Here is a 13,571-nt window from a genome sequence, read left to right as displayed (position 1 = left end):
GGTGAGGAAATCGACCCCGGACCCGCCCATGTCGTCGCACCAGGGGGGCAATTCCATGAAGATCCGTCGCACCGCTGCCGTGACCCTCACGGCCGCCGCGCTCGCGCTGCTTCCCAGCGCTGCCTTCGGGTACGGCGCCGCGGACTACAGCAACACCGGGACGGCGTCGACCACGACCCCGACCGTCGGCCAGCCCTTCACCATCACGGTCCAGGGCCCCGCCAACACCCCGGTGATCATCACCATCACCACCAACCCGGCGTCGATCCCCGACTCCGCGATCACGATCGCCGGCACCAAGGCGCTCACCAAGACGACCAGCGCCTCCGGCGCCGTCTCGTTCACGGTGACGCTGAGCCAGCCGGGCACCTACACGGCGATCATCACCGACGGCGTCTCGGGCGAGGCGCTGTCCACGCAGACGTTCGTGGTCCCCGGCCCCGCGGCAGGGGGCGCGGGATCTGCGGCGGGCACGGGCGGGTCGTCGAGCCGGGGCTGGCTGAGCCAGACCGGCTCGGACCCGCTGCCGATCGCGCTCGGGGCGGGCGCGCTGCTCGCCGCGGGTGCCGGCGCGGCCGTGTACGCGCGGCAGCGCCGTCAGTCCCACCAGAGCTGACCGCAGGACACCGCGCGGGCGGTGGTCGACGGTCACGGGAGGCACCTCCCGTGGCCGCCGTGCCACCGCCCGCGCGACCGTCCGCAGGCAACGTCCCTGCGGCCCGGCGTGCCCGACGACCCCAGGGAGCAGCACATGGACCTGCGTGACTACGTGTCCGTCCTCCGCAAGCGGTGGGTGGTGGTCGCGCTGGCCGTTGCGGTGGGCCTGCTCGCCGCCCTCGGCGTCAACGTGCTCACCACGCCGGTGTACACCGCCGCGACGCAGCTGTACGTGTCGGTGCCGGCCGCGAGCACGACGGCCGACCTGCTGCAGGGGTCGAGCTTCACGCGTCAGCAGGTCGCGTCCTACACCAAGCTCGTCACGACCCCCACCGTCCTCGGGCCCGTGATCGACGACCTCGCGCTGGACATGCGCGCCGACGACCTCGCGCAGCGGGTCGAGGTCGACTCCCCGCTGAACTCGTCGCTCATCAACATCCGCGTGAGCGACGAGTCGCCGGCCGTGGCGGCCGCGCTGGCCAACGCGATCTCCGAGCAGTTCCGCACGGTCGTCGTGGACATCGAGCGGCCCGACGGGGGCGGGGCGTCCACGGTCAAGCTGACGATCGTCCGGGACGCCGCCGCGCCGTCGGCGCCGTCGGCGCCGAACACCCGGCTGGTCCTGCTGCTGGGGCTCGTGGGCGGTCTGGTCGTGGGGGTCGCGGCGGCGCTCGTGCGCGAGGTCCTCGACACGCGCATCCGGGACGAGGCCGGCGTCGCCCAGGTCACCGACAGCGCGGTCATCGGGGTGATCGTCTACGACGAGGACGCCGCCTCGAGACCGCTCATCGTGCAGTCCGACCCGCACAGCCCGCGCGCCGAGGCATTTCGCCGCCTGCGGACCAACGTGCAGTTCCTGGACGTCGCCGACCGGCCCAGCTCGATCGTCGTGACGTCCTCGCTGCCCGGCGAGGGGAAATCCACGACCACCATCAATCTCGCGATCGCGCTCGCGGACGCGGGAACGCGCGTCGCGCTCGTCGACGCGGACCTGCGCCGACCGTCGGTCGCGCGTTACCTGGGAATCGAGGGAGAGGTCGGGCTGACGACCGTCCTCATCGGTCGCGCCACGCTGGAGGACGTCGTCCAGCCGTTCGGCAACGGGTTCCTCGACGTGCTCCCGGCGGGTCAGATCCCCCCGAACCCGAGCGAGCTGCTCGGGTCGAAGGCGATGACCGCGCTGCTGGCGCGCCTGGTCTCGCAGTACGACGTCGTGCTGCTCGACGCCCCACCGCTGCTCCCCGTCACGGACGCGGCGGTGCTGAGCCGGTCCGCTGGCGGCGCGATCGTGCTCGTCGGCGCCGGGGTGGTGACCCGCGGGCAGCTCGCGGAGTCGATGGGTGCGCTGTCGAAGGTCGACGCCCACGTGCTGGGTGTCGTCGTCAACCGCGAGCCCCGCCGGCAGGGCGAGTCGTCGTACCGGTACTACCGCTACGGGGCGCCCGAGCCCGTCACGGACCGCGGGCGCGCAGGGCGGCGCTCCGGGGGCGTGGGCAGCAGGTGGCCCGGGCGTCAGGCGACCGACGGTGCAGGTGGTGCGCAGGGGGAGGCGCCTGCGCCGTCGTCCGGGGCGCCGGGTCCGGCGACGACGCCGGACCCGGCCGGGGGAGTCGCGGTGCCCTGGGAGCCGGTGCTGACCGTGGACGCCGGGGCCGAGGCCGAGCAGCGTGAGGTCCGACCCCACCACGCGCGCAGGCGGTGACGCGCCGCGCCGCCCGCCGGGGCGGCGCGCGTGGGCGGGCGGACCGCGGGCCCCGGTGCTGGACGAGCGGGACCGGTAGACAGGACGGCGGGCGACGGGGCGGTGGAGCGGTCAGCGCGCCGTGCGAGCGGGCGACGCCTGCGTGGCGCGCGTGCACACGTCGGCGAACCTGTCGGCCACGCCGGCCGTGGTGAACTCCTGGCGGGCGCGCTCGCGCGCGGCCAGCCCGAGGTCGACGCGCAGCTGCGGGTCGCGCAACGCGCGCAGACCGGTCGTGAGCGCCGCGAGGTCACCGGGCGGCACCAGCACGCCCGTGCCGCCGAGCGCCCACCGCACGGGCGGCACGTCGGACGCGACCACGGCCCGCCCCGCGAGCATGGCGTCGACGAGCTTGGCCGGCAGCTGTCCCTCCGAGTACACGGTGCGGACGCTGGGGATCACCACCACGTCCGAGTCCGCCACGAGGCGGCGGCCCTCGTCGAGCGACGTGACCCCGACCCAGCGCTCCCACGGCGCGGGACGCCGCGGGGCGGGGGCGGTGAGCGTCAGCCGGAAGCCCTCGCCCGCGAGCCCGGCGACCGCCCGGCGCAGCTGCGCGACGCCCTTGTGCGCGCGCACGGTCCCGACGAACGCGACGCGGACCTCGCCGTCGGGTCGCGGCGCGACCCAGTCGTCGGCGGGCGGGACGGGGCGGACGTGCGGGATCACGTCCGCCCCGTACGTCGCCGCCAGGTGCGGGTTGCTCGCGATCGCCGGCACGGTCCTGGCCAGGACGCGCATGCGGCGCATGCCCGCCATGTACCGCGCCTTGAGGAGCTCCCGGGCGACGCGCTTCGCGGTGCTCGTCACGGAGTAGCCGCTCGTGAGCGCGAGCTCCAGGTCGGGGTCGTCGACGTCGAGCAGCACCGGGCGGTCCAGACGTCGGGCGACCTGCACCGCGACGCCGAGCGACGTCGGGAAGGGCTTGGCGGCGACCACCAGGTCGGCACCCGCGGCGAGGTCCGCAGCGGCCGCGGCGTCGGTCGCGAGGTGGCAGTCCGCCGCGAACGGCGTGCCGTCCAGCGGCCCCCACACGTGCTCGCCGCGCGTCGCGACCACGTCGCAGCGCCAGCCCAGATCCCGCGCGAGCAGCCACAGGCAGTAGACGCGCCCGAGCGAGTTGTTCGCCAGGTCGCTGGCGACGACCACGATGTGCACGAGACCCCCAGGGCTAGGAGAACGGCGTCCACGCGTAGGGCACCAGGCCCGAGAAGTTGAGGACGTAGAACGTGAAGTAGACGAGCGTCGCGGCGGACGTCACCACGAGGTACGTCGTGCGTGCGCCGCCCGCCGGCACCGCACGCGCCGCGAGCGGGATCAGCACGGGCGTGAACAGCCCGAAGTAGTCGTCGAGCCGCAGCGTCCACATGGCCGACGCGCTCACCAGCCACGCGCACGTCCCGAACGTCGTCATCCACAGCGCCGTCGTCAGGGGACGGTCCAGCTCGCGCCCGCGCAGCAGCCGGTGGGTCGCGACCAGCAGGACGACGCGGTAGCCGGCCGCGAGCAGCACCCCGAGCCCGCCGCCGCGCTGGTTGAGGTAACGCGCGAACTCCTCGTTGAGCAGCGCGGCGGCCTGCGCCACGACCGGCAGCGCGACGATGACCGACGCCGCCACGAGGCACGCCGCCAGCGCGACGTACATCGTCCGCCACGCGAACGGCAGCAGCGACGCCGCGACGACAGCGACGACGAACAGCGGGCTCGAGCTGTGGATCGAGATGCCCACCGCGCCGACGACCACGGCGACCACCCGGTGGGTCCGCCACAGCGAGAACGCGTAGAGCAGCACGGCGGCCGCGAGGCTCTGCCGCACGAGGTTCATCGACCCGAGGTAGTAGCCCATCGCGACCCACAGCACGAGCGACGCGTGCGGGACCGGGCTGAGCCGCCGGTAGGCGCCGTACGTCAGGCCCGTCACCAGGACCGCGCAGACGAGGAACAGCAGGCGGGGGTCGTCGCTGACCTGCCGCAGGCCGTACGACAGCAGCGCGAAGCCCGGCTCGAACCGGGACACCTCGAGCGTCGCCGCGAGGTCGTGCGGGTCGACCTCGGTGAGGTAGGTGCGCGCGTACAGGTCGAAGTCGCTGCCCACGTACCACCGCAGGCCCGAGAACAGCGCGAGCGCGGCGCACGCGACCAGCACGAACGGGTCCGGCACGGCACGCAGGCCGGCGCGTGGCCGGTCGGGCCCGGCCGGCCGCGCCGCCGCGATCCCGCGGGTCACGGCGAGCCCGGTCAGGGCGGTGACCGTCACGAGCAGCAGCAGCGTGAGGTACGGCGTGAGCGACGTGATCACGGGCGCAGCCACCCCCGGGCGGCGAGCCGCGCCAGGGCGTACGGGTCGCGCGCGACGCGCAGCCCGTGCTTGCGCATGATCCGGCGCAGCGCGTGCGCGCGCACGGTCGTCGCGCCCTCCGAGATGCTGTCGGGCTGGCGGCGCACCTCGACGAGCACCTCCGGCACGTGGACGAACCGCGTGCCGTGCGCCAGCAGCGTCAGCCACAGGTCCCAGTCCTGGAAACGGCGCAGGTCCTCGTCGAACCCGACCGCGGCGACGGCCTCCCGGTCTGCCAGCACGGTCTGCGTCGAGGCGACGTTCGTGCGCAGCATGCTGCGGTCGGGCCGGGGCACGACGCCCGCGGGGACCACGGTGCTGCTGCCGTCCAGGCTCGTGAGACGGTGGCTCGCGAAGACGACGCGGCCCGGGCCGGCGTGCGGCGCGAGGCGCTCGAGGAACCGCGGCGACCAGACGTCGTCCGAGTCCTGGAAGGCCACCAGGTCGGTCGCGCACGCGGCGACGCCGAGGTTGCGCGCGCGGGGTGCGCCGACGCCGCCGGTGCGCAGCACCTCCAGGCGCGGGTCCTCGCGTCGGCAGGCCTCGAGGTACTCGGCCGTGCCGTCGGTCGAGCCGTCGTCCACCACGACGACCCGCGCCGCGGGGAGCGTCTGGTGGCGCACGCTGTCGAGCGCCGCGGGCAGGGTCGTCAGCCGGTCGCGCGTGGGCAGCACGACGCCGATCGTGCGGGCGGTCGTCGTCGCAGTCATGCGGCGCGCCGTCCCCCGGGGGCCGCCGCGAGCGCCCGCCGGGCGGTGTCGACGGTCGCGACGGCCGCGAACCGCGCCCACACGGCACCGGTCACGGCCGCCCGCACGGGCACCGGCGCGCCGCCGTGGGTGCGGTAGTACCGCGCCATGCTGCGGTGGAAGTGGTAGTTGAGCCGCACCGAGCGCACGCCCGCGCTGCCGCCCTTGAGGTGGGTCGAGCTGACGGTCCCGTCGTACACGACGCGCCACCCCGCACGGCGGAACCGCGTGCACCAGTCGAGGTCCTCGCCGTACATCCAGTAGGCCTCGTCGAGCAGGCCGACCTCGGCCAGCGCGCTCGTGCGCACGAGCATGAACGCGCCGTTGACCGCGTCGACGTCACCGCTCGCGTGCTCGTCGAGGTCCGGTGCCGTGTACCGCCCGCCGCGCCGCCCCACGACCCGCGCGGCGAAGTAGCGTGCGGCCTCCAGCGGCGACGGGATCATGCGCTTGGCCGCGTGGTCGAGCGTGCCGTCGGCCGTCAGCAGGCGGCACCCCAGCACGCCCACGTCCGGCTCTGCGGCGAGCCGCGCGAGCAGGTGGTCGACCGTGCCGGCGTGCAGCTCGCAGTCGGGGTTGAGCAGCAGCACCACCGGCGCGTGCACCGACCGCAGCACGAGGTTGTTGGCGACCGCGAACCCCGGGTTGTCGGGACGCACCGTGACGGCCACGTCGGGGTAGCGCGCGCGGACGTGCTCGACGGTCCCGTCGGTCGAGCCGTTGTCGACCACGTGCACCCGCGTGCCCGGCGGCGTGTGCGCGAGCGCGGAGCCCAGGCACCTGTCCACCAGGTCGCGCGACCGGTAGGTCACGACCACGACCTCCAGCGGCGGGACGGCGGTGCCGGCCGGGGCGGGGGCCGGGAGCCCGGTCGTGCCCGTCGTCGTCTGCTCGCTCATCGCGTGCCCTCCGTCCGCTCGGCGGCGTGCACGGCGCCCAGGGCCGGCACGGTCTCGTGCCCGGTCGCGGGGACCGGGGGCGTCTGCTGCAGCGTCGTCGCGTCGTGCGCGCGCACCTGGTGGACGACGACCGCGAGGTTGCCGAGGTACGCGACGACCGTGGTCGCGGCGAAGACGGCGACGACGGTCGTCAGCGACCCGGTGGCGGCGGCCGCCGCGGCGCTCGCGCCCCCGCTGAGGGCGAGCCGGCCGGCCTGGACGCGCAGCAGCGCGCGCTCGGCACCGATCATCACGAGCAGCGGGTTGAGCGGGGCGACGAGGAGCTGCAGCGCGACGGGCAGCGCGAGCAGCCGCAGCACGTCCTTGACCGGTTCCCAGCCGGGGCCGAAGAACCAGTCCGACCCGAGCGGCGCCACGAGGGCGAGGCCGACCGCCACGGTGACCGAGAGCGCCGCGAGGGCCCGCCCGACGGCGCGCACCTCGGCGAGCAGCGACGTCCCGGTCAGCAGCGCGCGCGAGAAGCGCACCTGCACCGCCTGCGCGACGCCCTGCCCGATGAGCGAGGCGGGCGCTCCCGTGACGCGCTGCGCCGCCCCCACGTAGCCGGCCGCCGCCGCGCCCAGGAACCCGCCCGACACCAGCATGAGCAGCTGCAGGACCGTGCTCGACAGCAGCCCCGACAGCACGGTGCGCACCGCGCGGGCACCGCCGAACGGGAGGTCGAACGTGTCCTCGGGCTGCGGCGCGGCGACGGCCCGGCGCGGTCGCGTGAGCAGCACCGCCACGCCCCGCCCGATCCCGACCGCGGCGGCCAGCCACACCACCTGGAGCCCCGCGAGCGCGACACCCACCTGGAGCACGGCCGACAGCAGCCCGGCGACCAGGTTGCGGGTCGCGAGCGCCTGCACCTGCTGCGCGCGGATCAGCCGGGCGTTGTCGATGCTGACCCAGCCGTAGACGAGCACGAGCGTCGCGGCCATCGCGGTCATCAGGGCGGCGTCGGCGCGCCCGGTGAGCGCGAGGTACGTGCACGCCGCGACGAATCCGCCCGTGACGGCGAGCGTCGAGGCGACGGCGCGCCGCAGCAGGGTGCGGACGCGGTCGTCGGCGCGCGTCGCCGGCAGCACGAGCTCGATGCGCAGCGTCGCGACGGGCTGCACGAGGGTCGCAGCGGCGAGCGCAAGCTGGTACGCCCCGAACACGCCGGGGTCGTAGTGCCGCGTCAGCACCGGGATCACGGCGACGAGGCTCAGCTGCCCGAGCGCCTGCGCGCCGATGAGCCGCGCGCTCTGCCACCTCACGCCGCCACCCCGGTGACCGCCCCGGTGCTCCTGCGCCCGCCCGTGGCGCGACCGTCGACGACGGAGGCCCGGACCGCGTCCTCCATCTCGCGCACCCAGCCGGCCGCGCGCTCGCGGACCGTCGCGAGGCCGGCGCCGTGCGTGAGCGCGCCGTCGAGGAACCCGCGCACCTCGGCCGTGCCGCTGGCGGGGGCGTCGAGGACGCACGGCGGCAGGCCGGCGGCGTCGAGCGTGCGCCCGATCTTGACGTCGGGCGTCGGCACGAGGCCGGCCGGCGACGCGCCCTCGGTGAAGCCGATGATGAGCGCGTGCACGCGGTTGCTCGCGACGACGGCGGCCGACCGGTACACGTCGCGCGCGGCGCGCTCGCGCTCGGCCAGGTCGACGTGCCGGTCGCCGACGTGCTCGCACCCCAGCGCGGCCGCGACCTGCTCGTTGCGCTCGACGTCGGAGGCGACCTGCGACACCACGACCGGCCGGAGCCCGCGGGACCCGGCCCAGTCGCGGACGTGCCCGAGGGCCGCCGGCGAGGGCGCCGGGCGGTCGCCCCGGAACCCGAGCGCGAGCACGGGGCGCGGCCCGTCGGCGGGACGCGAGTCCGCGTCGTCGAACGCCCAGTCGGGTGCGACCCACCCGTGGTGGTAGAGCCGTCGCGACTCGTGGTCGCGCCACACGTTGAGGGTCGCGGCCGACACGACGGCCTGGTGCGCGAGCCCCCACGGGACGATCCGGTCGCGCGCGCCGAGCCCCGCCCGCACGGTCGGCGTGCCGCGCAGGCGCCCCGCGAGCACGGCCGGCAGCGTCAGCACGGCTCGGCGGCCCTGGCTGCGGCTCGAGGCGATCTCGCCCGCGTTGAGGACGAGGGCCGCAGGCCCGCGGCCGGCGGCGCCGGCGGTCGCGGCGCGCACCCACGGCAGGAAGGACGTGTGCACCACGGAGCCGGGCGGCAGCCGCAGGCCCGCGACGTAGTCGTCGTCGGCGCGCTCCACGAGCACCACGAGCCGGCCGAGCGGCGCCACGGCCTGCACCAGGCGCCGTCGCAGCACGACGTCGCCCACGTTGTCCGCCTGGCCGGTGAGCGGCACGTACAGCGTCCGCGTCACGGGGCCTCCACCGCGTGACGGCGGGGAGCGAGCGCCCGCCAGGGCGTCGGCAGCGGTCGCGACCCGATCGTGGCGCGGCGGACGGCGTGGCGCAGGGCGCCGGGCTCGGTCGCGAGCAGCCGCCAGTGCCGCCGCACGACCCTCCGCAGCGAGCGCCGGTAGCCGGCGGTCTCCGAGATCGAGTCGGCCTGGCGGTGCAGGTGCACGAGGACCTCGTCGACGTGCACGATCTCGACGCGCCCGTGGAGCCGCAGCCACAGCTCCCAGTCCTGCACGCTGCGCAGGTGCACGTCGAACCCGCCGACGTCGCGCAGCAGCGCGGTCGGGAGCAGCACCGTCTGCGTGGAGACGAGGTTGCGGTGCAGGATGCGTCGCCGGACGTCGGGGACGTGCGCCGCGGGCAGCCGGACGACGCGGCCGTCGAGGTGCGTGACGTCGTGCGACGTGAAGGCGAGGACGTCGGGACGTGACCGGACGACGGGCAGCAGCCGCTCGAGGAACGTCGGCTCCCACTCGTCGTCGCTGTCCTGGAACGCCGTGTAGGGGGCGCGCGCGTGCGCGACGCCCCGGTTCCGGGCGCGTGGCGCCCCGCCGTTGGGCTGGACGAGGTAGCGGACCCGCGGGTCGGTGCGGGCGATGTCGGCGACGAGCTCCGCGGTGCCGTCGGTCGAGCCGTCGTCGACGACGAGCAGCTCGAGGTCGGTGACGGTCTGGGCGAGCACGCTGCGCATCGCGCGCCCCAGCACGTCCGCGCGCTGGTAGGTGGGCAGGACGACGGACACGAGCGGCACGGCGGGCTCGGTGCGCGCGGTCGGCACGTGCCCGACCGGCGGCCCGCCGGTCACCGCGCCCCCTCGGCGGCGACCATCGCGCGCGCGGTCCGCGCCAGGATCGCGACGTCGGTGAACAGCGTCCAGTTCTCGACGTACGCGACGTCCAGCCGCATGGCCGCGCGGGGGTCGAGGTTCGACCGTCCCGAGACCTGCCACAGACCGGTGAGCCCGGGCTTGACGAGCAGCCGGCGGTGCGCCGCGCGGTCGTAGGTCGCCACCTCGGCGGCGATCTGCGGCCGCGGCCCCACGAGGCTCATCTCGCCCCGCAGCACGTTGAACAGCTGCGGGAGCTCGTCGAGCGAGTACCGCCGCAGGACCCGGCCGAGCGGGGTGATGCGCGGGTCGTTCTTGGGCTTGTAGAAGGCGCCGACGTCGGCCACGCCCTCGGCGGCGAGCACCTCGGCGAGGCGGTCGTGCGCGCCGACGTGCATCGAGCGGAACTTCAGCATGCGGAACGTGCCGCCGTCCTTGCCGATCCGCTCCTGCGCGTAGAGCACCGGACCGGGGCTGGTGAGCCGCACGAGCACGGCGAGCACCAGCAGGACCGGGGCGAGCAGCAGGGTCACGGCGGCGGCGCCGCACCAGTCGAACAGCGACTTGAGCACGTACTTGGAGCCGCGGAACTGCGGTGCGTCGACGTACATGAGCGGCATGCCGTTGACGGGCTGCATGAGGACGCGTGGCCCGGCGACGTCGGTCAGGGCCATGGTCAGCGCGAGGTCCACGCCGGTGCCCTCGAGGTCCCACCCGAGCTGGCGCACGGCTTCGCGGTCCATCGCGTCGGAGCCGGCCACGGCGACGGCGGCGACGCCGTGCCGCACCGCGAGCGACGCGGCCTGCGTGTGGGTGCCCAGCACGGGCACGCCGTCGATCGAGCGCACCTCCGGCCGGGCGCCGTCGGGCAGGCAGACGCCGACGACGCGGTAGCCCGCGCCGGGGTGCCGGTGGAAGTCCCCGATGAGGTTGGCGGCCTTGTGCCAGGGCCCGATGACGAGGATCGGCACCTGGGCCTCGCCCGCGGCGCGGCGGCGGCGCAGGTCGTGCCGCCAGTACACGCGCCCGGCGAGCAGCAGCGCGAGCCCGAGCGGTGCCGCGACGCCGAGATAGCCCCGGCCGATCTCCATGCGCAGGAGGTAGGCGACGATCGCGACCCCCGCGAACAGGTGCCACGTGACCTCGAAGACCCGGGCGAACTCGGCGGACCCGCCGCCCAGGAGCCGCCGGTCGCGCGTGCGGCCCACGGCGAGCGCGGCGAACCACGTGGTGAACAGCGAGATCGAGACCGCCAGGTAGCTGGGCGAGAACTCGCCCGAGACGTAGGCGTGGCCGTCGAGCGGGAACCGCACGAGGTAGGCCACGCCGACGGCCAGCGCGAGCGCGAGCGCGTCCGTCACGGCGAGGCGCTGCGCGAGCGTGACGGACCAGGTCAGCGGTGCCGTGCGAGCGCGTCGACGTGCCAGGAACAGTGGCTGGGCGTGCGTGGTGGACGTCATTCTGCTTTACCCCCCAGTTCAAGCAGATGCTGGATGCGGACGCTATCACCGGAACCGGGCAAAGAGCGATGGGTGGGATGATTGCCCCACGAGTCAGTGATGACCCTCTCGGGCGTCATCGCAGGTCACAGCCATGCGTGAGCGCGGTGTTCCCCTGGGCGCAACATTCATTTCACACGCGGGAGTGGCCGGCGGCGTCGCTGACGGCATTTTCTGGACGAGCGTCCTGCAATTCTGGACGGACGTCCTGCAAGAATGTGGACGTGCGTCCTGCTGCGTTTCTGGACGCACGTCCTGCGGGCGACGGGCGGCGGGCGCGCGTCCGGCGCGCGGGCGCGCGCGGAGGTCAGTGCCTGGACGTCCCATGTGTGGAGGACCTGTGCTCTGCCACACTGCGCGCCATGGCCACTACTCCCCCCGAGGAGAAGGTCGGCGACGCCCCCGCTGCCCCGCGCGGCGCGATCGACCGCTTCTTCCAGATCACCGAGCGCGGCTCGACCATCGGCAACGAGATCCGCGGCGGTCTCGTCACCTTCTTCACGATGAGCTACATCATCGTGCTCAACCCGCTCATCATCGGGACCCTGCCGGACAGCACCGGTCAGTTCCTCGGTGGCGGGGACTCCCCGAACCTCGCGATGATCGCGGCCGCCACGGCGCTGATCGCCGGCGTCCTGTCCATCACGATGGGCCTGGTCGCCAACTTCCCGATCGCGCTCGCGGCCGGCCTGGGCCTGAACGCGGTCGTCGCGTACACGATCGCGCAGCTGCCCGGCATGACCTGGGCGGACGCGATGGGCGTCGTCGTCCTCGAGGGCCTGGTCATCCTCGCCCTCGTGCTCACGGGCTTCCGCACCGCCGTCTTCCGCGCCGTGCCGCGCAGCCTCAAGGGCGCGATCGGCGTCGGCATCGGCCTGTTCATCGCCCTCATCGGCTTCGTCAACGCGGGCTTCGTGCACCAGGGGCAGGGCACGCCCCTCGAGCTCGGCACGGGCGGCTCGCTGTCCGGCTGGCCGGTCCTGGTCTTCGTGGTGGGGCTGGTCGCCGCCGTCGTCCTCCTGGTCAAGAAGGTGCGAGGCGGCCTGCTGTACGCGGTCGTCGGGACCACGGTGCTCGCGCTGGCGGTCGAGGCGTGGGCGAAGGTCGGTGCGGCCGGTGCCGACAATCCCACCGGGTGGCACCAGAACGTGCCCTCGCTGCCGGACTCCGCGTTCGCGGTGCCGGACCTGTCGCTGCTGGGCCAGTTCTCGCTGCTGGGCGCCGTCGGCAAGATCGGCGTCCTCGCGGTCGTCGTCCTGGTCTTCTCGATCCTGCTGGCCGACTTCTTCGACACGATGGGCACGATGGTCGCCGTCGGCCAGGAGGCGAAGCTGCTCGACGCCGAGGGCACCCCGCCGCGGTCGAAGCAGATCCTCGTGGTCGACTCGCTCGCCGCCGTCGCCGGCGGCATGGGCTCGGTGTCGTCGAACACCGCCTACGTCGAGTCCACGTCGGGCGTCGCCGAGGGCGCCCGCACGGGTCTGGCGTCGGTGGTGACGGGTGTCGCGTTCCTGCTCGCGACGTTCCTGTCGCCGCTCGTCGCGATGGTCCCGTCGGAGGCGGCCGCGCCGGTCCTCGTGGTCGTCGGGTTCCTCATGGTGTCGCAGGTCGCCGACCTCGACTGGAAGTCGCCCGAGGTCGCGATCCCGGCGTTCCTCACGCTCGCCCTCATGCCCTTCACCTACTCGATCTCGGTGGGCATCGGCGCGGGCTTCATCGCGTACGTGGTGGTCAAGGTCGCGCTCGGCCGGGCCCGCACGGTCCACCCGCTCATGTGGGGTGCGGCGGCGGCGTTCGTCGTCTACTTCGCGCTCGGGCCGATCCAGCAGGCGCTCGGCCTCTGACGGGTCCCACCCACCCCCGCACGGCCCGACGGGCCGGGGCGCCGCGCACCGCGCGGGGTCCCGGCCCGTCGTCGTCCGTGCGGGCGGGCCGTCACGCGCCCCGGCGCGCCCGCGCCCGGGCGGCGAGCGCGAGCGCCGCGACCCCGACGGCCGCCCCGAGGGTGTTCATCACGACGTCCTGCACGGTCGACACGCGCGTCGGCAGCGCGAGCTGCACGGTCTCGACGAGCGCCGACGTCGCGGCGCCCAGCAGCACCACGGCCCACGGCCGCGCCACCAGGAGCCCGACGAGCACGCCGAACGGCACGAACATCACGACGTTCGCCGCCGCCTCGACGCCGAGGTAGGTGACGGGCAGGCCGTGCGCGGCGAGCCACGCGACGGCCGCCCGCACCGCGCCGAGCGTCCCGTCGTCCGCAGGTGCGGGGGAGAGCGTCACCGCGGCCACGGCCGCGAGGTAGGCGACGAGCGCGACCACGACGACGCGTCGCGCGCGAAGTGTGACGGGCGTCACTGGCGGTCTGACCGGTTCATCCCGGTACCCTCGCACACGAGGACACTCGACATCGGGGGG

12 protein-coding genes are annotated in these 13,571 nt (G+C 74.9%); 3 read left to right on the top strand and 9 right to left on the bottom strand.

The window, feature by feature from the left end:
- Positions 1-55 precede the first annotated feature (55 nt).
- Together E4A51_RS12990 and E4A51_RS12985 are read left to right on the top strand one after the other, a co-directional pair.
- Positions 56-616, top strand: coding sequence for a hypothetical protein (locus E4A51_RS12990; protein ID WP_070319637.1), 561 nt, complete (start codon positions 56-58; stop codon positions 614-616).
- A gap of 135 nt (positions 617-751) precedes the next feature.
- Positions 752-2,359, top strand: coding sequence for a polysaccharide biosynthesis tyrosine autokinase (locus tag E4A51_RS12985; protein WP_134851983.1), 1,608 nt, complete (start codon positions 752-754; stop codon positions 2,357-2,359).
- Between the two features lie 111 nt (positions 2,360-2,470).
- Here E4A51_RS12985 and E4A51_RS12980 read toward each other — a convergent pair whose 3' ends face one another.
- From E4A51_RS12980 to E4A51_RS12945, 8 genes are read right to left on the bottom strand one after another with little or no spacing between them, the layout of a single operon-like run.
- Positions 2,471-3,547, bottom strand: a complete 1,077-nt coding sequence (locus tag E4A51_RS12980) for a glycosyltransferase (RefSeq protein ID WP_134851982.1) — start codon at positions 3,545-3,547, stop codon at positions 2,471-2,473.
- A gap of 22 nt (positions 3,548-3,569) precedes the next feature.
- Positions 3,570-4,697 carry an EpsG family protein gene (locus E4A51_RS12975; RefSeq protein WP_163276197.1) on the bottom strand — a complete coding sequence of 376 codons (1,128 nt, stop codon included), beginning with the start codon at positions 4,695-4,697 and terminating at the stop codon, positions 3,570-3,572.
- Positions 4,694-5,446 (bottom strand): glycosyltransferase family A protein, encoded by a 753-nt coding sequence (locus E4A51_RS12970; RefSeq protein WP_070319634.1) that lies wholly within the window; start codon positions 5,444-5,446, stop codon positions 4,694-4,696. The genes E4A51_RS12975 and E4A51_RS12970 overlap by 4 nt, the downstream gene beginning before the upstream one ends.
- On the bottom strand, positions 5,443-6,384 hold the full coding sequence (locus E4A51_RS12965; protein ID WP_070319633.1) for a glycosyltransferase family 2 protein: 942 nt from the start codon (positions 6,382-6,384) through the stop codon (positions 5,443-5,445). Before E4A51_RS12965 ends, E4A51_RS12970 begins: the two co-directional genes overlap by 4 nt.
- Positions 6,381-7,685, bottom strand: coding sequence for a lipopolysaccharide biosynthesis protein (locus tag E4A51_RS12960; RefSeq protein ID WP_134851981.1), 1,305 nt, complete (start codon positions 7,683-7,685; stop codon positions 6,381-6,383). The genes E4A51_RS12965 and E4A51_RS12960 overlap by 4 nt, the downstream gene beginning before the upstream one ends.
- Entirely contained in the window at positions 7,682-8,788 is a 1,107-nt protein-coding gene (locus E4A51_RS12955; RefSeq protein ID WP_070319631.1) for a hypothetical protein, read from the bottom strand. Before E4A51_RS12955 ends, E4A51_RS12960 begins: the two co-directional genes overlap by 4 nt.
- Entirely contained in the window at positions 8,785-9,633 is an 849-nt protein-coding gene (locus E4A51_RS12950) for a glycosyltransferase family A protein (RefSeq protein ID WP_167748911.1), read from the bottom strand. The genes E4A51_RS12955 and E4A51_RS12950 overlap by 4 nt, the downstream gene beginning before the upstream one ends.
- Positions 9,630-11,114, bottom strand: a complete 1,485-nt coding sequence (locus E4A51_RS12945) for a sugar transferase (protein ID WP_134851979.1) — start codon at positions 11,112-11,114, stop codon at positions 9,630-9,632. Before E4A51_RS12945 ends, E4A51_RS12950 begins: the two co-directional genes overlap by 4 nt.
- A 401-nt stretch (positions 11,115-11,515) precedes the next feature.
- On the opposite strand from E4A51_RS12945, the gene E4A51_RS12940 reads away from it, so the two are divergent.
- Positions 11,516-12,997: an NCS2 family permease gene (locus E4A51_RS12940; protein ID WP_046530171.1), complete on the top strand. Its 1,482-nt coding sequence runs from the start codon at positions 11,516-11,518 to the stop codon at positions 12,995-12,997.
- A gap of 91 nt (positions 12,998-13,088) precedes the next feature.
- Here E4A51_RS12940 and E4A51_RS12935 read toward each other — a convergent pair whose 3' ends face one another.
- Positions 13,089-13,511, bottom strand: coding sequence for a VanZ family protein (locus tag E4A51_RS12935; RefSeq protein ID WP_070320616.1), 423 nt, complete (start codon positions 13,509-13,511; stop codon positions 13,089-13,091).
- Positions 13,512-13,571: the final 60 nt, after the last annotated feature.

The organism is Cellulomonas sp. HD19AZ1, from assembly GCF_004535805.1.
Lineage (GTDB): Bacteria > Actinomycetota > Actinomycetes > Actinomycetales > Cellulomonadaceae > Cellulomonas > Cellulomonas iranensis.
This window is presented reverse-complemented; position numbering and strand designations above follow the sequence as displayed.

Bases quoted from the DNA above. Each gene is read 5' to 3' on its own strand.
- E4A51_RS12990 (WP_070319637.1), top strand. From the start codon at position 56: ATGAAGATCCGTCGCACCGCTGCCGTGACCCTCACGGCCGCCGCGCTC.
- E4A51_RS12985 (WP_134851983.1), top strand. From the start codon at position 752: ATGGACCTGCGTGACTACGTGTCCGTCCTCCGCAAGCGGTGGGTGGTG.
- E4A51_RS12970 (WP_070319634.1), bottom strand. From the start codon at position 5,446: ATGACTGCGACGACGACCGCCCGCACGATCGGCGTCGTGCTGCCCACG.
- E4A51_RS12965 (WP_070319633.1), bottom strand. From the start codon at position 6,384: ATGAGCGAGCAGACGACGACGGGCACGACCGGGCTCCCGGCCCCCGCC.
- E4A51_RS12945 (WP_134851979.1), bottom strand. From the start codon at position 11,114: ATGACGTCCACCACGCACGCCCAGCCACTGTTCCTGGCACGTCGACGC.
- E4A51_RS12940 (WP_046530171.1), top strand. From the start codon at position 11,516: ATGGCCACTACTCCCCCCGAGGAGAAGGTCGGCGACGCCCCCGCTGCC.